At 39.1% G+C, this 18,263-nt stretch carries 18 protein-coding genes; 8 read left to right on the top strand and 10 right to left on the bottom strand.

Going from position 1 to position 18,263, the window contains the following annotated elements:
• Nucleotides 1-106: 106 nt before the first annotated feature.
• Nucleotides 107-907, bottom strand: a complete 801-nt coding sequence (locus tag GN303_RS06980) for a tRNA1(Val) (adenine(37)-N6)-methyltransferase (RefSeq protein ID WP_110438437.1) — start codon at nucleotides 905-907, stop codon at nucleotides 107-109.
• 157 nt (nucleotides 908-1,064) lie between these two features.
• Here GN303_RS06980 and GN303_RS06975 point away from each other — a divergent pair, with 157 nt between their 5' ends.
• Entirely contained in the window at nucleotides 1,065-2,105 is a 1,041-nt protein-coding gene (locus tag GN303_RS06975; protein WP_230873448.1) for a polyprenyl synthetase family protein, read from the top strand.
• Nucleotides 2,106-2,112: 7 nt separating this feature from the next.
• On the opposite strand, the gene murI is transcribed toward GN303_RS06975, so the two are convergent.
• Complete coding sequence (gene murI, locus GN303_RS06970; RefSeq protein ID WP_110438436.1) at nucleotides 2,113-2,934, bottom strand: glutamate racemase; 822 nt, start codon at nucleotides 2,932-2,934, stop codon at nucleotides 2,113-2,115.
• A 13-nt stretch (nucleotides 2,935-2,947) separates the two neighbouring features.
• A complete protein-coding gene (locus GN303_RS06965) occupies nucleotides 2,948-3,712 on the bottom strand; it encodes an orotate phosphoribosyltransferase (RefSeq protein ID WP_110438435.1) in 765 nt (254 codons plus the stop codon).
• Between the two features lie 205 nt (nucleotides 3,713-3,917).
• Between GN303_RS06965 and GN303_RS06960 the strand changes: the two genes are divergently transcribed.
• The gene (locus GN303_RS06960; protein WP_110438434.1) at nucleotides 3,918-4,160 is read left to right on the top strand and encodes a hypothetical protein; all 243 of its coding nucleotides are present in this window, start codon (nucleotides 3,918-3,920) and stop codon (nucleotides 4,158-4,160) included.
• 69 nt (nucleotides 4,161-4,229) lie between these two features.
• Here GN303_RS06960 and gltA read toward each other — a convergent pair whose 3' ends face one another.
• The 3 genes from gltA to GN303_RS06945 all read right to left on the bottom strand — a co-directional run bounded on the left by gltA (nucleotide 4,230) and on the right by GN303_RS06945 (nucleotide 6,847).
• Nucleotides 4,230-5,525 carry a citrate synthase gene (gltA, locus tag GN303_RS06955; protein WP_110438621.1) on the bottom strand — a complete coding sequence of 432 codons (1,296 nt, stop codon included), beginning with the start codon at nucleotides 5,523-5,525 and terminating at the stop codon, nucleotides 4,230-4,232.
• Nucleotides 5,526-5,754: 229 nt separating this feature from the next.
• Nucleotides 5,755-6,084, bottom strand: coding sequence for a chorismate mutase (locus GN303_RS06950; protein WP_110438433.1), 330 nt, complete (start codon nucleotides 6,082-6,084; stop codon nucleotides 5,755-5,757).
• Nucleotides 6,085-6,133: 49 nt separating this feature from the next.
• On the bottom strand, nucleotides 6,134-6,847 hold the full coding sequence (locus GN303_RS06945; RefSeq protein WP_197037448.1) for a metallophosphoesterase: 714 nt from the start codon (nucleotides 6,845-6,847) through the stop codon (nucleotides 6,134-6,136).
• A 152-nt stretch (nucleotides 6,848-6,999) separates the two neighbouring features.
• Between GN303_RS06945 and GN303_RS06940 the strand changes: the two genes are divergently transcribed.
• Nucleotides 7,000-8,511 carry an acetyl-CoA hydrolase/transferase family protein gene (locus GN303_RS06940; RefSeq protein ID WP_110438431.1) on the top strand — a complete coding sequence of 504 codons (1,512 nt, stop codon included), beginning with the start codon at nucleotides 7,000-7,002 and terminating at the stop codon, nucleotides 8,509-8,511.
• Nucleotides 8,512-8,572: 61 nt separating this feature from the next.
• On the opposite strand, the gene GN303_RS06935 is transcribed toward GN303_RS06940, so the two are convergent.
• Nucleotides 8,573-9,190: a hypothetical protein gene (locus GN303_RS06935; RefSeq protein ID WP_110438430.1), complete on the bottom strand. Its 618-nt coding sequence runs from the start codon at nucleotides 9,188-9,190 to the stop codon at nucleotides 8,573-8,575.
• Nucleotides 9,191-9,377: 187 nt separating this feature from the next.
• Here GN303_RS06935 and ispH point away from each other — a divergent pair, with 187 nt between their 5' ends.
• From ispH to rnhA, 3 genes are read left to right on the top strand one after another with little or no spacing between them, the layout of a single operon-like run.
• The gene (gene ispH, locus GN303_RS06930) at nucleotides 9,378-10,361 is read left to right on the top strand and encodes a 4-hydroxy-3-methylbut-2-enyl diphosphate reductase (RefSeq protein WP_110438429.1); all 984 of its coding nucleotides are present in this window, start codon (nucleotides 9,378-9,380) and stop codon (nucleotides 10,359-10,361) included.
• Nucleotides 10,362-10,385: 24 nt separating this feature from the next.
• Nucleotides 10,386-11,342 (top strand): homoserine kinase, encoded by a 957-nt coding sequence (locus tag GN303_RS06925; RefSeq protein ID WP_110438428.1) that lies wholly within the window; start codon nucleotides 10,386-10,388, stop codon nucleotides 11,340-11,342.
• Complete coding sequence (gene rnhA / locus GN303_RS06920) at nucleotides 11,332-11,802, top strand: ribonuclease HI (RefSeq protein WP_110438427.1); 471 nt, start codon at nucleotides 11,332-11,334, stop codon at nucleotides 11,800-11,802. The genes GN303_RS06925 and rnhA overlap by 11 nt, the downstream gene beginning before the upstream one ends.
• Before the next feature lie 4 nt (nucleotides 11,803-11,806).
• Here the strand turns inward: rnhA and GN303_RS06915 are convergent, their stop codons facing one another.
• Nucleotides 11,807-12,250, bottom strand: a complete 444-nt coding sequence (locus GN303_RS06915; RefSeq protein ID WP_146206652.1) for a hypothetical protein — start codon at nucleotides 12,248-12,250, stop codon at nucleotides 11,807-11,809.
• 192 nt (nucleotides 12,251-12,442) lie between these two features.
• On the opposite strand from GN303_RS06915, the gene GN303_RS06910 reads away from it, so the two are divergent.
• Nucleotides 12,443-13,279 (top strand): EcsC family protein, encoded by an 837-nt coding sequence (locus GN303_RS06910; RefSeq protein WP_110438425.1) that lies wholly within the window; start codon nucleotides 12,443-12,445, stop codon nucleotides 13,277-13,279.
• Nucleotides 13,280-13,479: 200 nt separating this feature from the next.
• Nucleotides 13,480-14,703 carry a DUF4412 domain-containing protein gene (locus tag GN303_RS06905; protein WP_110438424.1) on the top strand — a complete coding sequence of 408 codons (1,224 nt, stop codon included), beginning with the start codon at nucleotides 13,480-13,482 and terminating at the stop codon, nucleotides 14,701-14,703.
• A 13-nt stretch (nucleotides 14,704-14,716) separates the two neighbouring features.
• On the opposite strand, the gene bcp is transcribed toward GN303_RS06905, so the two are convergent.
• Nucleotides 14,717-15,190 carry a thioredoxin-dependent thiol peroxidase gene (bcp, locus tag GN303_RS06900; RefSeq protein ID WP_110438423.1) on the bottom strand — a complete coding sequence of 158 codons (474 nt, stop codon included), beginning with the start codon at nucleotides 15,188-15,190 and terminating at the stop codon, nucleotides 14,717-14,719.
• Between the two features lie 66 nt (nucleotides 15,191-15,256).
• A complete protein-coding gene (locus GN303_RS06895; protein WP_110438422.1) occupies nucleotides 15,257-18,262 on the bottom strand; it encodes a bifunctional [glutamine synthetase] adenylyltransferase/[glutamine synthetase]-adenylyl-L-tyrosine phosphorylase in 3,006 nt (1,001 codons plus the stop codon).
• Nucleotide 18,263 lies beyond the last annotated feature (1 nt).

Here is an 18,263-nt window from a genome sequence, read left to right as displayed (position 1 = left end):
TGCTCTTTTATCAATATATAGTCATATAAATAAATTTAATATCGATATATAGTGTTTTATAAAAATAAACTTCTTGACTTAGATTCATCCCATATAAACGCTTATATCAAGATAACAAGGTTAGTTTTTTTCCCTGACGCAAGATTCGATTTGTTTCATTGGTAAATTCTCCATTGTCATTATGTAGTATCAGGCCTGGTGCAATCTGACTCCCTCCGGTCGATCCCATTCGTCCTTGTAAAAGTATAATTCGGGGTGGTCGGTTTAGTTTTGGCCATAAAGGAAATAGAATAATCGATCCCAGTTTATATTGATACATAAGGGCACTTGCTTCACTATACAGGCTGGCTGAAAGGGCCAGAGTTAATGTTCCTCCTTGTCGTAATGGACGGCTTAAAGCATAAATCCATTCAGCAAGCAAGCCTCGGGGAAGTTTTTTTGCCAGATTTTTTTCTGGGTCTGGTGAAGGACAGCTATTATGTTGATGCCAGGGAGGGTTGGCGAAGACATGATCAACAAGTTCCTGACCATTAGGTAAAAATGTAAAAGGACGTTTTGGAAGTTTTGGTAATGTGACCTGCATTGCCTTTAGATTGGACATCGCATTAAGTTGAAAATTTTCATTTGCTAGTTCAACCATCTCTGGATGTTGCTCAAAACCTATTCCAGTAATCAAGGGAATACGATAGGCAAGACACATCAATCCTGCACCGGCTCCACATCCACCCTCAATAATTATCTGTTTTTTTTTGGCTGGAATACTGGCTGCCATCAATATGGGCTCGAGGGCTGTCCTGTATCCTTTTTGGAATTGTTTATAAAATATCTTTCCTTCTAATAACGTTCCATTGGATGTATTTTTTGATTTATGGTGTATATAAGGTGACGTAAAAGAAAGCGACTGCATAAATCATTAACCAAATAAATATGTTAGACAAATAAAATGTATTCTAGCGTAACCGATAATGAAATGTTAATGATAATGATCAATTCTGTTTTTATTTTTACAACTTGAATAAATTTTTATAAGTTTTATATAGGGTCGGTTGGATCAACATATGCCAATGAGACAGAAGGTAGAAAGTAAAATGCCTGTTCTGATGGGGAAAGAAGAACCTTTACAAGCATTAGTGGATTATTTAGCTGTTGACATGCAAGCTTGTAATCATGTCATTATGGATCGGATGCAAAGCTCCGTACCGTTAGTTTCACAATTGGCAGCACATCTAATTGTGGCAGGAGGAAAGCGTTTAAGACCTTTACTAACCTTGGCCTCAGCACGATTATGTGGATACGAAAAAGATTCTGCAGATCACATTACACGTCATGTCCGGTTGGCTGCCTGTATTGAATTCCTTCATACCGCGACCCTGTTGCATGATGATGTGGTTGATGAAAGTATGTTGCGACGGGGGACGGAAAGTGCAAATGCTGTTTTTGGTAATTCAGCGTCTGTATTGGTGGGAGATTTTCTTTTTTCCCGTGCATTTCAGATCATGACAGAAGATGGTTCCTTAGAAGTTATGCGAATCATTTCAAAGGCTTCGGCAACCATTGCTGAAGGTGAAATTTTGCAAATGACCGTACAGAATGATTTGTCAACTTCAATATCACGCTATTTTGAAGTTATTCATGGAAAGACTGCGGCATTATTTGCAGCTTCTTGTCGAGTTGGGGCTATTGTAGCCAATCAATCAAGACAGCATGAATTGGCGTTGGAATCTTTTGGTACAAATTTGGGAATGGCTTTTCAGCTGGTTGATGATGCATTGGATTATTCAGCGAAACAGGAAGAATTGGGTAAAACGATTGGCGATGATTTTCGTGAGGGTAAAATAACCTATCCAATTTTGATTGCCTATGAAAAGTCCACTCCAGTGGAAAAGGAATTTTGGCAACGGGTAATACAGGATGGCAAGCAGGAAAAAGGCGATTTAAAACAGGCCCTAATCCTTATTCGAAAGTACAATGTAATTGAAGAAACCCTTAAAGAAGCTATGGTTTTTGCAAATAAAGCCAGTTCAGCGCTCGATGTTTTTCCAGAGAGTGAATTACATACTATCTTAAAAAATATTGCTAATTACACCGTGCATAGACATTTTTAAAATTGGTTTATTGCAATATAAATGTTTTGATTTGTGTAAATTTCATCAGGGCAAGCCGACTTAAAAGAGGTTTGTCCTTAGTTAATGGTGCAGTAGAATAAAAACAGTTATTTACGTTATTATCAGTATGTGAAAATTTCTCTTGCCGTAAAATGTCAATAGTGTGCTTGGCTACAGCAGCTGCAGGATCCAGCCATTGAATGGATGGGGATGTGTTCTGACGTAAAAGATCAAGAATAAAGCTGTAATGGGTACATCCTATACATATTGCATCCATTTGATCAGAATATGGATGATTAAACATATTATCAAGTTCTTGCTGGATTAGATGTATATCGCAAGACTTTGTCCGGAAATAATTCTCTGCCAGTTTTGCAAGTACAGGAGAACCATAAGCGATAAGTTTGCAATCCGAGGCAAATTGTTCTTTTAAATGACATAAATAGGGTCGTGCAATGGTCGCACGTGTTGCCAATAATCCAATTATTTTGCTTTGACTCACGCGGGCGGCCCATCGAACAGGTGGAACACAGCCAACAAATGGAATGAAAGGATATATTTTCCTCAGCTTGTCGAGTGCAATAGTACTGGCGGTATTACAGGCAATGATAACAAGGTTTGGTTTAATTGATTGAATCGCCTGTCCGATAAGATTGATAATTCGTTTAACCAGAAAATTATCTTCTTGCTCACCATAAGGGAAAACAAGGTTGTCGGCAAGATAGTCAATTGAAACCTGTAAATCAGTTGTTTTCAATTGTGTTTGGAGGTTTTGAACGATGCCTAAACCTCCAATACCAGAATCGAATGCTAAAACACGATAAGGCATAGGGTATAAAAGATTATAAACGGGATTGTTTATAAGCTAGAGCCTCCTGTTCATTGCTGACTCCGCCATGCTTGGCAGACCATGCGCAAGGATCTTCAAGGAAACGTCTGATTTCTGAGGTATCTCCATTTGAAAAGGCTGGGTATTCTGAACTGACTTCTAAAATATCCCACCAAGTGCAAAGGGAATGCAGACTGATACCAATATCATTTAGTGTCTGATAAGCGCTTGAAAAAACTCCATAAAAGAAAACAACAAAAGCATGATCAACAATTGCACCAGCCTTGCGTAAAGCTTTGGCAAACCCAACCTTGGAAATACCATCTGTAGTTAAGTCTTCCACCAAAAGAGTACGCATATTTTCAGGTACATCCCCTTCGATCTGTGCATTTTTACCAAATCCTTTAGGTTTTTTGCGGACATAGGCCATTGGAGTCATCATTCGGTCTGCGAACCATGCAGCAAATGGAATTCCAGCTGTTTCACCACCCACGACGGCATCAAAAGATTCATATCCAACGTGACGATAAATTTTTTCAACCCCTAATTCAATAATCTTTGCCCGGGCACGAGGATAAAAAATAATTTTACGACAATCAATATAAACAGGGGATTTCCAACCGGCGGTAAGTAGATACGGATCATCAGGACGAAAATTTACAGCCTGGATTTCCAAAAGAAGCCGAGCGGTAATAAGAGCGGCGTCACGATCCCATTCAGTTACACGAGGTGAGCGTGGTTGTTTTTTATTAAAAAGTGAAGTATGAGTTTGTGACATAGAGTGATTGCCTTATTCGTAAAGTAGAGAAAGCAGGTAAATAAGGTTTTCTTATATACTTTTTAGAAAAAAAGTGCAGTAATTAAATTTTTTTATAAAAAAAATTGATAAAAACTAAATTAATAATATATTTCTATCAATAGATACTGATTTTGGGATATACTACCAAAGTCAAAGTAAATCGTTGGTATTAAGTAGAAAAAGTATGGCTATTCAATTAGACCACATTCATCGTCGGTGTGAAAAATCGGTTATTACTGCCTATCAAGAGTTAAAAGCTGTTGGTGTAGGGGAAATGCAAATTTTTCAGAGCTGCGTTCTTTTATATCAAATTTATCATCCGGAATCTTCAGTAAATGAGGCTCGTCTTCTCGTGTCTGAATGGATTGACTATCATATTTATGATAAAAAACAGAATGGCAAAACCACTGGATGCGATTGCAATTAGAGGAAAAACCAGGTAAGGAAATTGTTATTTGAATTTCCTTACCTGAAAAGTTTTCTTATCTAAATTAGTTTATTTATTTAAGTCTCTACGCTGATGGCCTGTATATAGCTGACGAGGACGATAAATTCTTCGTAATGGATCATTAAAGGCCTCTTTCCATTGACTTACCCATCCTACGGTGCGTGCAACAGCAAAAAACGCGGTAAACATTGATTTGGGTATTCCCATTGCCTTGAAAATGATTCCAGAGTAGAAATCTACATTTGGATAAAGTTTACGTTGAACGAAATAATCGTCATTCAGTGCATATTTTTCTAGTTCAATAGCGAGTTCCAGTAATGGATCGTGTTTAATACCCAATTCCTCAAGGACTTCATAACAGGTCTGTTGCATGATTTTTGCCCGTGGATCGAAATTTTTGTAAACGCGATGCCCAAATCCCATTAACCTGACATTACTGTTTTTATCCTTCACCTTTGCAATAAAATCAGGGATATTTTCTTTTGAGCCTATTTTTCCAAGCATTTGTAAAACCGCTTCATTTGCACCACCATGCGCGGGTCCCCAAAGAGCGGCAATACCTGCGGCAACACAGGCAAACGGATGTGATCCTGTTGATCCTGTCAATCGTACTGTGGATGTTGAGGCATTTTGTTCATGATCAGCATGTAAAATCAAAATACGGTCCAATGCATTGCTGAGGATTGGATTGACCTTATAGGGTCTATCCGCACGGGCAAACAGCATGTTAATAAAATTTTCTGAATATGAATAATCCGCTCTTGGATAAACAAAAGGTTCGCCTCGGGAATATTTGTAAGCCCATGCCGCAAGAGTGGGCATTTTTGCAATCAGACGAACAGCGGAAAGATCACGACTTTCTTCATTAGATATGTCAATGCCTTCGGGATAGAAGGCTGATAACCCACCAACTGTTCCACATAACATGGCCATTGGATGTGCATCGCGACGATAGCCGTTAAAGAAATTTCGAATTTGCTCATGAAGAAGAGAATGATTAAGTAACCGTTCTTTAAAATCCTCGTGCTCTTCTTTGGATGGAAGTTCTCCGTACAAAAGAAGATATGCCACCTCTGCGAAACTTGATTTTGCAGCAAGCTGTTCGATTGGATACCCGCGATATAAAAGGATACCTTTTTCACCATCAATGAATGTGATCTTGCTTTCACAAGCGGCAGTACTGCCCAATCCAGGATCAAAGGTAAATAAGCCCAATTCTTTGGTCAAACTGCGAATATCAACGACACTATTTCCACTTGCCCCTGATAGAACTGGTAATGTAGCTGTTTTCCCCTGAAAAGTAATGGAAACGGTTCCGTCATCTTGAGGAGGTGAGAAAGACATAGCTTCCGTGTCTGACTGTTTCATACTATATTCAACCTTATTGTGATTTAACAATGTCTTTAAATTTAATGCATAAAAATGCTCAATCTTCACCATACCAGAATACACAGAGAAGTTTTTTCACGTCTCTGAGAGCTTGGCATTTAAATAAATTATATTTAAAATTGTTTTGCTAAGTCTTAATATAAAGAATTGCATGCACAATCAAAAATAAAAAATAAGAGATGATTTAATTTTTCTTATCAATTTTTTGTTTGGCAATTGCTTTATGATGTTGAATAACTTCCGTAATGATGAAATGAAGAAATTTTTCGGCGAAATTGGGATCCAGATGGGCGGATTTGGCCATTTCTCTCAATCGTGCAATTTGTTCAGATTCTCTTTGAGGATCAGAGGGGGGTAATTGATAGGTTGCTTTCAATACACCCACTTTTTGGGTCAAACAAAATCGTTCAGCCAGAATATGGATTAACGCATTATCAATATTATCAATGCTTTGGCGCAACTTTAATAATTCTTGTTTAGCTTTTTCTGGGGAAAGTGGTGGTTGTTTAATCATACAATCTACCTTCTTATATAAATTTTGGATAATAATTTTGTTGTTTGAATTAAATTGGAATATCGATCCACGATAAATGACCGCCTTTACCCGCTCCAGTATCCATAAAAACGGCTGTCCCTCCGGCATACCCCTTGCGGATCCAGGGACGTCCGTCCGTGGATCTGCAATCATGTCCGCAATATAGGGTATAACCTGATGGAATATGATTAACCCAGTTTAGTCTGCGGATCGGATAACCATTTGCAAGGGTTTTATTGGTTGTTTCCCCATACAATGTGCGGGATAACAAGGCGTTAATCGGTGTCAATGGATTGGCTGGCGGGGGTTCAACCAGCATTCTGGTATGAAATCCGCCATGAACAAAAATAAAATTCTTAAAAATTAACCAGGCAGGAGCTTTTTCCAAAGCTTGCAAGATTTTATCAGTTAGTTTTTTATCAGGATGTTGGTTGATTTGATCAAGGGTTCTGGTCAGGATATTATCTTTTCTTACCCTGAATCCCTTGAGAAACAATCCCAGTTTTCGGTCATGATTGCCAATCAAGAAAATTCCTCTTTTTTCATCCTGAACCTGTAACATTAACGCCATTACAGCACCACTATCCGGTCCGTAATCGACCAAGTCCCCCAGTTGAATGATGAAGTGATCTGTTTCAACAGCATGTCGAAAACCGTTAATATCACCATGGACATCCCCGATAATTCTGAAATTTTTGAAACGAGTGGATAATGTGGCAAACATTGCTATAGTATAAACCATAAAGTTTTTTATTTTGCATCTATATATTGCAAAAATGTTTTTTTTATTGAATATCTCACTTTTTTTTGTTGGGAGAATTGAATTTTATGATCTTAATTAAAAGAAAAAAAAATATATAGTTTTATTTAAGTTAAGATTTTAAAGGATTAGTCATGTCTCAAAATAATCGTATTCAACATCAGGGATTAAAACGAAAAGTCTGCTCGGCTGAAGAGGCCGCGCAATTTATTCATGCGGGTGATTTGATAGGTACAAGTGGATTTACGGGGTCAGGATATCCGAAGGCAGTTCCTCAGGCTTTGGCTAATAGAATTAAGGAAGCTCATGCGTTAGGTAAGGAATTTAAAGTCAAATTGATAACTGGAGCGTCAACAGGACCAGAACTTGACGGTGCATTGGCGGAGGTTAACGGAGTTTCTTACCGTTCCGCGTTTAATACTGATCCAATTATGCGTAAACGGATCAATAGTGGGGATACTGATTATCTTGATATGCATTTGGGACAGGTTGCCCCCTTATATCGTACAGGTGTTTTGGGTGAAATGGATGTCGCCATTATCGAGGTCGTACGTATTTGCGAAGATGGTCGGTTGGTTGCCTCTTCGGCTTTGGCCAACAATCAGCTTTGGTTGAATAGTGCAAAAAAAATTATCCTTGAAGTCAATCAATGGCAAAGTGCAGGTCTGGAGGGTATGCATGATGCATGGGAGGTTTCAACCTCTTTTCCACATCAAATTATTCCATTGTCCTCCCCTTGTGATCGTATAGGTCAACCATATATGACTGTTGATCTGAATAAAGTGGTGGCTGTTGTGGAAACGAACGCTCCAGATCGAAATGCCCCTTTTAGTCCCAGTGATGAAAACGCAAAATTGATTGCTGGACATTTAATGGAATTTTTCAGATATGAAGTGAAAAGAGGTAAAGTGCCGCCTCAACTTTTTCCGTTACAATCCGGGGTTGGCAATGTTGCCAATGCGGTTATGGAGGCTTTGGGCGAAGGGGATTTTGACAATCTGACCGCATTTACGGAGGTGATTCAGGACGGTATGTTGAATATGCTTGAAACTGGGAAAATGAAGGTTGCTTCGGCGACATCCTTTTCTCTAAGTCCTGAAAAAGCAGAGTATTTTAACGATAACACTGATTTTTTCCGTGACAAAATCATTTTAAGGCCTTCTGAAATCAGTAATCATGTTGGTGTTATTCGCCGGTTAGGATGCATTTCCATGAACGGCGCCATCGAAGCGGATATTTTCGGCAATGTCAATTCCACCCATATTATGGGTTCAAGAATGATGAATGGAATTGGTGGTTCTGGGGATTATGCAAGAAACGCCTATGTATCGATTTTCATGACTCCATCCTTGGCCAAAGGAGGAAAGATTTCCTCAATTGTTCCGATGGTGTCTCATGTGGATCATATTTATCAGGATGTTCAGGTTATTGTAACCGAGCAGGGATTGGCAGATTTACGGGGACTGTCACCGCGTCAAAGAGCAAAACTTGTTATTGAAAATTGTACGCATCCCACTTTTAGACCTCTATTGAGGGAATATTATCAAATGGCCCTAAAAAATAATATGGCTCATACTCCTATTTTGCTTAAGGAAGCCCTGTCATGGCATGAACGGTACATCGATACAGGTACAATGATCCCCTGATTTTTCATACAATTGTTAATTTGCTTAAATTAGATTTTTTAAGCAAATTATAATGGATAGTTTAATAGGAATTATATTGAACAGATCCAAAATGGTGACGATTATATTCAAGCTGGTTTGGAGATAGTTGAAAGCCAACAGTAAGTTCATATCCATCAGGGGTACGGGCAGTTGTGGCGGGAACTTTGAACATCAATTTTTTGGATTCAAGCTTTACTTGATCAATATTATTGGGGAAACTAACTTCCGCAATCATTTCCTGTTTATCAACGACTTTTCCATTATGAATGGTTGCAATGAAATATGGGATTTTGAAAGAATGAGTTTGGGCTGCTGGTCCTCGCTGAATCTGAAGGGTCACACTCAGTTGTGTATCAATGTAGTCTTGATAGCTTAAATTTCTCTTTCTTCGTTCTTTATTTTTTTCATTTTTTGGATCATCAGTACAATTGCCTGATATTTCTATGATGCTGGCTTTAGTTATAAGATGAGGGAGACTATCCTGATTATTTTCAAAAACAAAATAATCTGATGCTGCAGGAAGAATACTAACTTTGGGACAGGCAGGAGGAAAATCATATGTTACTTTTTCTGCACATCCCCACAGAAAAAATGTGAAGGGTAAAAAGGCGAGGGGTGTTTTTATCGTCTTTTTTGTCAAAACACTTGAAAGGATCATCGCTTTCCTGCCATTTATTAGAGAAGAGGTTGTTAATAAATAATAAAATATATACCATAAAACAAATTGTTTTAATGTGAAATATATTCTTTATAATTAATTTTAAGTTCTGATGTTTAATAACAGCTTGTTTACCTGATAAAATCCAAATATAAAGTTTATAGATTTTTAATAACTTGGAAAAATTATGTCTGACCAACATTTAAAGAATTCAGAAAATCAAACTCGTGCGTTAAAAGTATTATTGGCTGGCCCTCGTGGGTTTTGTGCCGGGGTTGATCGAGCTATTCGTGTTGTAGAAGAAGCTTTGCGACGGTACGGGGCACCGGTATACGTTCGTCACGAAATCGTTCATAATCGGACAGTTGTTGAAAATTTAGAAAAAAAGGGGGCTATTTTTGTGGAGGAACTGGATGAGGTTCCAGCAGATGCACATGTGGTTTTTTCAGCGCATGGTGTTCCTAAAACTGTGCCCCTAGAAGCCCAAAGACGTAACCTGTTATATCTTGATGCTACATGTCCCTTGGTTTCCAAGGTTCACAGAGAGGCGGAACGGCATTTTGCCAATGGCGGTGAAGAAAGCCGTCATATCTTGATGATTGGTCATGCAGGTCATCCCGAAGTTGTTGGAACGATGGGGCAATTGCCACCAGGTGCGGTAACCCTTATTAAGGATGCAGAGGAAGCCCGTACTGTACAACCTGAAAATCCAGATCGTTTGGCATTTATAACACAAACTACGCTTTCTGTGGATGATACCGCAGAAATTGTTGCCATTTTAAGGCAACGATTTCCCAAGATCGAGGGGCCAAAGCGTGAGGATATATGTTATGCAACTACAAATAGACAGGAAGCCGTAAAAAGAATTGCGGCAGAGTGTGATTTGATGTTCGTGATCGGTTCCCCAAACTCTTCCAATTCACAACGGTTGCGTGAGGTTGCTGAACGTTCGGGAGCGCCACGGGCAATTTTGATACCGAAACTGGAAAACATGGATTGGAAAGATCTGGAAGGCGTGAATGTATTGGGGATCACGGCAGGAGCCTCTGCACCTGAATCCCTTGTGCAAGAAATACTTGAAGCCTTGTCCAAACATTTTACGCTCGATATCGAAGAACGGATTGTCAAAGAGGAACATGTTACATTCAGTCTGCCAGCTCCCCTAGGATAAAATAGAGAAACATAGAGTTAATACATGGCTGTTTATACAAATGTTTCTGAACAACAAGTATCATCTTGTCTTCAAAATTATCCTATCGGTCAACTTGTTCGGTTAAAGGGTATTGCCCAGGGGGTCGAGAATAGCAATTTTCTTCTTGATACCACCCAGGGGAAATATATTCTTACCCTTTATGAAAAACGTATAAAAAGAGAAGAACTTCCATGGTATATGGATTTGATGCAGTTTTTTGCGCAACATCATATCCGTTGCCCCTTACCTGTCAGAACAAAAGAGGGTGAATGCCTGATTGAGCTGAATGAACGTCCGGCAGCAATTTTTACTTTTTTGGATGGAAAAGAAGTTTCGGAAATTTTGCCGGAACACTGTTTTGCCTTGGGCGTCTCGATGGCTCGGATGCATCTGGTTGGTCTGGAATTCAAGCAGAATAAAAAAAATCATGTGGGGCCGGACAGCTGGAATGCGTTACTTGAAAAATCGGTTAATCACGGGCATGATGATTTAATAAGGGAAATCGATCCTGTCCTAAGAAAAATCATTCAATCCTGGCCTACTCGACAAGAGGGTTTGCCAGTGGGTCAGATACATGCAGATTTATTTCCTGATAATGTTTTTTTTCAAGATAATTATCTAAGTGGATTTATAGATTTTTATTTTGCTTGTACTGATTTTCTTGCTTATGATCTTGCAATTGCTTTAAATGCATGGTGTTTTAAAGAAACGGGTGAGTATCTTGTCAAACGGGCAAGGGCTTTGGTTGCAGGTTATCAGTCTGTTCGTATTCTGACTGAGAAAGAAAGATTGTTGTTACCCATTTTTAAAATGGGGGCGGCATTGCGCTTTTTACTGACGCGCCTACATGATCTGGTTTATACGCCTTCAACAGCTTTGGTTACTCCTAAAGATCCGCAGCCTTATTTATACAGGCTAAGATATCATCAACTTAACAAAGTTGAAACATATGAATTTTGATCGAAGCAATTTTCAAAAAGGTTTTGTTGAAATCTGGACAGATGGAGGATGCAGTCCCAATCCAGGTCCTGGCGGATGGGGAGTGTTATTACGCTTCAAGGGAATTGAACGTGAGTTAAGTGGTGGGGAAATGGAAACGACAAATAATCGTATGGAACTGACTGCCGCGGCTGTGGCTTTGGAGACATTGACCCGTTCTTGCCATGTGGATTTGTATACGGATAGTCAATATGTCCGCCGTGGAATTACTGAATGGTTTGAAGGCTGGAAAAAAAACGGTTGGAAAACAGCGGGGAAAAAACCGGTTGCGAATACTGATTTATGGCAGCGATTGGAAAGTGCTGCTGCCAGGCATCAAATTCAATGGCATTGGGTAAAAGGACATAATGGATGTCCTGAAAATGAACGGGTTGATCAGTTGGCCACGTCAGCCAGAAAAAAAATAACAGAAACAGGTTAACTAGCTAGCGCACTTTGTTTTGTTGTAAAATTGCACTGCGATTGCCTCCTGGTTGCCCGGCAAATGTATCATAGGATGCACTTGCATTATAGGGAGGTTGTACAGGTGCGTTAAAATACGCCCGAATTCCTGTCCCGGGAATATTGACTGAAGGACCGTTATAGGGTCTGACAGGCGATTGGCTTGGAGTGGACCCTGGCAATCCCTCACCTTTTTGAGAAGTTATTGAATCTGACTGTGTGGTTGTCATTGAATTATCATAGCTGACAGGTTTATATTCTGACATGCCAGGTCTTGAAGGGGGCGGAGGTAATGGATTTGGATCCTGGTTTTTCGTATTATTTGAAACTGCACCAGAAATTTGAGCCTGAACAACCATAGGAATGATGCCTGTCAATAAACAAATGGTTAAAATCAGACCGGTTCGAAAATGAGAAACAGATTTCATTTTGTTATATGCCATTATTTTTAAATCTTACTTACATATATAAAAATAATCTATTTTTAAAAGTAATCAATTGGCAACTTTTTCTTTTCTAAAAAAGATGACTTTTTTGTCATATTATTTCCCTTAAAAGGAATTATGGTTAATGATATCAAATTATAACCAATTTATCATCATTGGAATAGGTATTGACAAATGAATACAGAAAATAATCAGACGATTGTTCCTTATTCTTTAAATGACCAAGAGGTTCAGGATCTTACAGTTGCGCTGGAACAGCTGGAAGCAGGACGCGGCGTGTTATTGCGATTGGCTGATATTATGGGAGGAGCTGTAGGACAAGCCATAAAATTAGGTGAAAGAGGACTGAGTCTTTCACCAAGGATACAGAAAAAAATAGAGAAATTCACCAATGTTTCCATTCAGCGCGCTTTTGAAATTGCCATTTTAGGATTGAACAGAAAAACAGAGAAAACGGATTCAGATTTATCAAAAGCTGTCTGGCGTGATCGAATAATGAAAGCCATGGTTGTTACGTCAGGTGCAGTTGGAGGGTTCACTGGATTGGGTGGTATGTTGCCTGATATCAGTCTGACTACCCTTGCCCTTATGCGTGAAATTGCTCATGTTGCGCAAGAGGAAGGGGAAAACCTTCAAAATGAAGATACTAAACGCGCCTGTCTAGAGGTATTTGCATTACGGTCTTTTGCTAATTTGGGTATAGATAAAGATAATCAGCTGGGTTTTTTTTCAGCCAGATTAATGTTGCGTGGCCGTCCGATGATTTTGCTCATGGCTGACGTTTCTTACCAATATGGATTGAGTCTTTCCCAAAAACTGAGTATGCAGATGATGCCTGTTGTTAGCGCATTATGTGGTGCCTCATTAAATATGGCCTTTTTAAATCATTATCGTTCTTTGGCAAGACTACATTTTGTTATACGTCGATTGGAACGTGAACATGGAATGTTAGCTCGGGAAACAATTGAGTATATTTGTAAAAATCATATAAATTCCGATAATTTTTTTTAATGACATGATCAGATCATGTTCATGTTATCATGATTTAATCATTACAATAGAATTGGACGTGCAAAGTTTATTCAAGATTAAGGCATTATAGATTTTTAGTTAACGAGATATCAATTAAGTTTAGTTTTAGGGGGATTGAAACGGAATTGATTCCGTTTATAATTCGGTATTTGTAAAGTCAATATATTAAGGATAAAGTGATGTTGTATAATTTTAGGGCGCTATGCTCTTCTTTTTATAAAAAAAAGAGTTATACGGGATCAATTCTTATTGGTACCACTTTTTTTGTCGCCCTATCGGCTTATGCCCAAGAAAAGCATCCTTTATTTATGCCGAAACGAGATGTAACGGTTGTTTATGCCGTGCAGCCGGAAAATTCATCATTGGCCCAAAAACGCAAGATATATTTTTCTGGAAATGGAACTCTATTTCGAATTGATGGTCCCAACAATATTGGGTTCACCCTTATTGATTCAGCTAAGCAAACGGCAACGGTTGTTTCCAATAAGTCGCGAGTTTATACGGTGATTCCAAGTAAATCGGGCAAGGGTGGTCTTTTTTTGGATGAAAGTCTACATTTCAGAAAAAAGGGAACAGATCGTATATTGGGTATTTTGTGTCATCATTGGTCAGTTCAAGGAACAAAAGGACATTCTGATGTTTGTGTAACTGATGAAGGCATATTATTACGGCAGGAAGGAATGGATATTGATGGTATTGATGGTAAAACAGAAGCCCTTTCAGTGCAATTTGATGCTTTGTCTCCCTCCACATTTCAAGTTCCGGTAGGATATCAGCAGGTTAGACTTCCCCAGCAAAAGGGGGAAAGTCCCACTTTGGTTTCACCCAATGCCAACGCTCAGCCTCTTTCACCTATCCAGGCTAAAAAATCGGAAAATGGGAATAAGGTGGATGCCAGCCAAAATCCTTTTATTACTCCTCAAAGGGATGTTGATGTGGTTTATGCAATCGCTGGTCCCATGCCTGGTTTACCTCCATTTCATCAGAGAATGCGCTGGTCCGTGGAACAATGGAAACAAAGAATTGATTCCCAGGGGATTGATACATACATGATAACTGATTATCGCACGCAGCGATTAACCGTTTTAAACCCCCAGTTAAAGAAAAAAACCGAACTTGTCGCGCCGGGTGCATCTATTCAGGGCGCGGGAAAAAGGGCGGAGGGAGATTATGTCAAGGTTGGTGAGGCCACGGTTGCTGGACAATTTTGTAATGAATGGGAGGTGGCAGATACAGAGGGCAATATTAATGATGTATGTTATACAAATGATGGAGTTATGTTACGCGTTGTACGTAATAACATTCCATTAGTTGTGGCCTTAAAAGTTGTTTACGCACATCAAGATGCCGGTTTGTATAAAATACCTTCTGATCTGAAGATGTTGGCACCGGCACATCCGTAAGGTTCACAGAAGATTATCGATCAGATGCATTGAGAGTTTTCAAAATTTCGTTTACATGGTTGGTAACTTTGACTTTATGCCAGATTTTAAGGATTCTACCCTTTTCATCTATTAAAAAGGTCGATCGTTCAATCCCCATGTATTTTCGGCCATACATTGATTTTTCTACCCAAACGCCATAGGCTTCTGTCATTTCACCTTTTTCGTCGGATGCCAATGGAAAGGTGAGGTTGTGTTTTTGGGCAAAATCCTTCAGTTTTTTAACTGGATCACGGGATACACCAATAACAGGGATATCGAGCTTTTTGAATGCGGTCAGGTTTTCTTCAAAAGCACAGGCCTCTTTCGTGCATCCAGATGTATTGGCTTTTGGATAAAAATAAAGAACAAATTTTTTTCCTTTTAATGCAGTCAGGGAAATTGAACTTTCAAGTTGGGTGGGAAGATCAAAATTGGGTGCCAGGGAACCTTCGTTTAGTTGGGTCATATAACTTACTTTTCTAGATGGATATAATGAAAATTGAATGTTTTTTTCAAGTTAATAATATAGTTATTAGGTGACAGGGCCAAGAAGTTTTATAAAGAGATCACGAACCTGTTCACTGGTTTGATGTATTTTCTCCATAATCAGAGAAAATGAATCTTTTGTGTGAAAAATCTTTCCCAGAAGTTTTTCGGTCATGATTTCAATAATGATTGGAGTTGCATCCATTTCCAAATGTTCGGGAGGATATTTACCGAAGAATAATCTTAAAAGACTTTGCAAATTTCGCCAGAAATAATCAGCTTGAATCAAATATCTTGCCTCTTCAATAGAAAGATAGCCATTTTGAGCCAATTTTCTGAACGCTATTCTTGTGCAAGGATGTCTTGCTTTATTATTATGCGAGATTAATTGCAGAGTTTGAGCAATAAATTCCACTTCTATAAGTCCACCTTTAAGATATTTGACATCCCATTGTGTGGTGGGGGGCATATCATTTTCCAGCCTTTTGCGCATGTGAACGGCGTCTTGTAAAATGATTTTATTGGTCACGCCAGAGGGGGAAAAATCCAAGGCCTTGTTAATGGCATTATTGATCCGGTCCTGCAAGATTTTAGGTCCACCTATAACCCTAGCCCGCGTTAAAGCCATCCGTTCCCATGTCCAGGCTTCTTTTTCATGATATCGCTGGAATGAGTTCAGGGATACGGCAACGGGCCCTTTGCTGCCAGATGGACGTAAACGCATGTCAATTTCATATAATGGACCTGTATAGCTTGTATTGGTCAAGGCAGTGATAAAACTTTGTGTTAATCGTATATAATAAGGATTGATGGCTAACGAACGGAATGCTTTATTGGCCAATCCTGTTTCTGCGACACTGGCAGCAATTTCAGGTGGATGGTCATAGACCAGCATCATATCAAGATCGGAACCCACCGTCATTTCCCATGATCCGGCTTTCCCCAAGATAATGATGCATATGCCTCCATCCGGAATAATCCCATATTTTTGTTCATGATCTTTGATTACTCTTGCCAGAAGTTCGTTTAAAATGATATCTGCCATTCGTGTACGCTGGATTTGACTTTTATTTAGAGAAAGGCGGTTTTCCATATAGGAAACGGAAAGCCTGAATTCCTCGCTTTGAATAATGTTATGAAGAATGGGCAGAATTTCTTCCAGAGACTGGGTGCTGTTTAGATGCTCATGGATCGTTTTTTGCAGCAGATTTGTTTTTGTTTTTAATATATCGACATGAATTAACGCATCAAGTGCTGCAGGATTATTGGTAATATAATCAGCCATGAATTGTGAGGAACCCAATATTGACGCCAATTTTTCGATTAAAATGGGATTACGTTCGAAAAGGGACAAAAGCTGTATCCCCGCATGATGTCGTGCCAGCAAACTGTCAAAACGCTGTAGGATCAAAAGAGGGTTTTTCTGTTCTGCAAAAGCCTGTAAAATATTAGGTAAAATATTTTTTAGAATCATTCTGGCCCGTGCGGTTCTTAAAGTACGGGGGCCGCTATTGCTCCATGATTGTAAAATAGATGCGGCTTCATCGGGGAAACCTTTTTCATTCAGATAATTGATTAATTCATTTTTAGGTAAATCAAGAATAAAATTTTCTTCATTATCCGGAGACGTAAAAAATCCCTCGAATATATGTCGGACCTTTTGCATAAGCGGGAATAAATCTTCAACAAATTTGTCTGTTGATTCATATCCCATGAAAATGCAAAATGCATCAAAAGCCTGTTGTGTATTGGGAAGGGAATGGGTCTGATAATCGGATTGCATTTGCAGGCGGTGTTCTATTTTACGAAGGAAATAGTAGGTTTTAATTAGGATTGTTGCGGATTCATCGGAAATTAACTCTTTTCTGGTCAATTGCTGTATGGCTTTGATTGTTTGGGGTGTACGCAGTTTTGGAAAACGTCCTCCCCAGATCAATTGCAAGGTTTGGGGTAAAAATTCGATTTCACGAATACCACCATAGCCTAACTTCACATTTTGACCGATTAACCAGTGCAGGGCATCTTGTCCAATTTTTTTTTCAAAGAGTATTGGCGGGTTGGGTTTGCCTGAATTTTTATGACAATCAATCCTGTTTTTCATGGCATAAATGTCCTCGACAACAGCAAAATCCAGATGCCTGCGCCATATAAAGGGTTGAACAGCCTCCAGGAAAGAATATCCTCCTGCAAGATCTCCCGCGACAGGTCGTGCCTTACTCATGGCACTTCGTTCCCAGGTTTGTCCCAAGCTTTCATAATATGAAATGGCGGCGGGTAACGAAACGGCGAGTGGGGAAGAAGAGGGATCAGGCCGTAATCTCAGATCAACACGAAAAACATAACCATTTTCATCTCGATCCTCCATGAGGGATACGAGTTGTCGTGTGATCCGGATAAAAAGTGTAGCAAGATCGGGATGATTCGGATATTTGTCTGGATCATAAAGAATAATAAGATCAATATCAGAAGAGTAATTAAGTTCCCTACCACCAAGTTTGCCCATTCCCAAAATAATAAATCCTGAGTTTTCCTGAGGATTTTCTGGGTGGGAAAGTGTAATTTTTTTATTTTGATGTGCTTGTAATAAAAGATAATTGATTGCAAAATGAAGGGTGATTTCTGCAAGATAACTGAGCGTGTGGGTTATTTTTTTTAAAGTCCATACATTTCCAACATCTGCAATTGCACAGGCAATGGCAATTTTTTGTTTGGTAATCCGTAATATTTTGGCGATACTGGATCTGGATTCTTGTATTGATGAATTTTGTAGGCAAGTAAAGGCTTTATTGCAGGCCTTATCAGGTCCATTTAATATAAGGTATTCAAAGAAATGAATGTTTTTTATAATCAAATCAGCAAGAAAGGGGCTGTTCCCACCAATGGCATGGATAAGGCGGACAATACCGGGTTGCTGAATTAATACTGGATCCTTGTTATTTTTAACCCATGCTTCTTTAACTGCATTTGAAAAAAGGTCTGCTGAACGTTGATCCGCCGCTTTTGGCCAATTCTGATCAAACCAAGGGATAGAAGACAGGTTTTTGTGAGACATG

Origin of the sequence: Commensalibacter melissae (assembly GCF_009734185.1) — a bacterium.
Taxonomy (GTDB): domain Bacteria; phylum Pseudomonadota; class Alphaproteobacteria; order Acetobacterales; family Acetobacteraceae; genus Commensalibacter; species Commensalibacter melissae.
Note: the sequence above shows the minus strand (reverse complement) of the source record. Positions and strands in the feature narration are given on the sequence as shown.

Excerpts from the sequence above, each read along its gene's own strand:
- GN303_RS06980 (WP_110438437.1), bottom strand. The coding sequence starts at position 907 with ATGCAGTCGCTTTCTTTTACGTCACCTTATATACACCATAAATCAAAA.
- GN303_RS06975 (WP_230873448.1), top strand. The coding sequence starts at position 1,065 with ATGAGACAGAAGGTAGAAAGTAAAATGCCTGTTCTGATGGGGAAAGAA.
- murI (WP_110438436.1), bottom strand. The coding sequence starts at position 2,934 with ATGCCTTATCGTGTTTTAGCATTCGATTCTGGTATTGGAGGTTTAGGC.
- GN303_RS06965 (WP_110438435.1), bottom strand. The coding sequence starts at position 3,712 with ATGTCACAAACTCATACTTCACTTTTTAATAAAAAACAACCACGCTCA.
- GN303_RS06960 (WP_110438434.1), top strand. The coding sequence starts at position 3,918 with ATGGCTATTCAATTAGACCACATTCATCGTCGGTGTGAAAAATCGGTT.
- gltA (WP_110438621.1), bottom strand. The coding sequence starts at position 5,525 with ATGTCTTTCTCACCTCCTCAAGATGACGGAACCGTTTCCATTACTTTT.
- GN303_RS06950 (WP_110438433.1), bottom strand. The coding sequence starts at position 6,084 with ATGATTAAACAACCACCACTTTCCCCAGAAAAAGCTAAACAAGAATTA.
- GN303_RS06945 (WP_197037448.1), bottom strand. The coding sequence starts at position 6,847 with ATGGTTTATACTATAGCAATGTTTGCCACATTATCCACTCGTTTCAAA.
- GN303_RS06940 (WP_110438431.1), top strand. The coding sequence starts at position 7,000 with ATGTCTCAAAATAATCGTATTCAACATCAGGGATTAAAACGAAAAGTC.
- GN303_RS06935 (WP_110438430.1), bottom strand. The coding sequence starts at position 9,190 with ATGATCCTTTCAAGTGTTTTGACAAAAAAGACGATAAAAACACCCCTC.
- ispH (WP_110438429.1), top strand. The coding sequence starts at position 9,378 with ATGTCTGACCAACATTTAAAGAATTCAGAAAATCAAACTCGTGCGTTA.
- GN303_RS06925 (WP_110438428.1), top strand. The coding sequence starts at position 10,386 with ATGGCTGTTTATACAAATGTTTCTGAACAACAAGTATCATCTTGTCTT.
- rnhA (WP_110438427.1), top strand. The coding sequence starts at position 11,332 with ATGAATTTTGATCGAAGCAATTTTCAAAAAGGTTTTGTTGAAATCTGG.
- GN303_RS06915 (WP_146206652.1), bottom strand. The coding sequence starts at position 12,250 with ATGAAATCTGTTTCTCATTTTCGAACCGGTCTGATTTTAACCATTTGT.
- GN303_RS06910 (WP_110438425.1), top strand. The coding sequence starts at position 12,443 with ATGAATACAGAAAATAATCAGACGATTGTTCCTTATTCTTTAAATGAC.
- GN303_RS06905 (WP_110438424.1), top strand. The coding sequence starts at position 13,480 with ATGTTGTATAATTTTAGGGCGCTATGCTCTTCTTTTTATAAAAAAAAG.
- bcp (WP_110438423.1), bottom strand. The coding sequence starts at position 15,190 with ATGACCCAACTAAACGAAGGTTCCCTGGCACCCAATTTTGATCTTCCC.
- GN303_RS06895 (WP_110438422.1), bottom strand. The coding sequence starts at position 18,262 with ATGTCTCACAAAAACCTGTCTTCTATCCCTTGGTTTGATCAGAATTGG.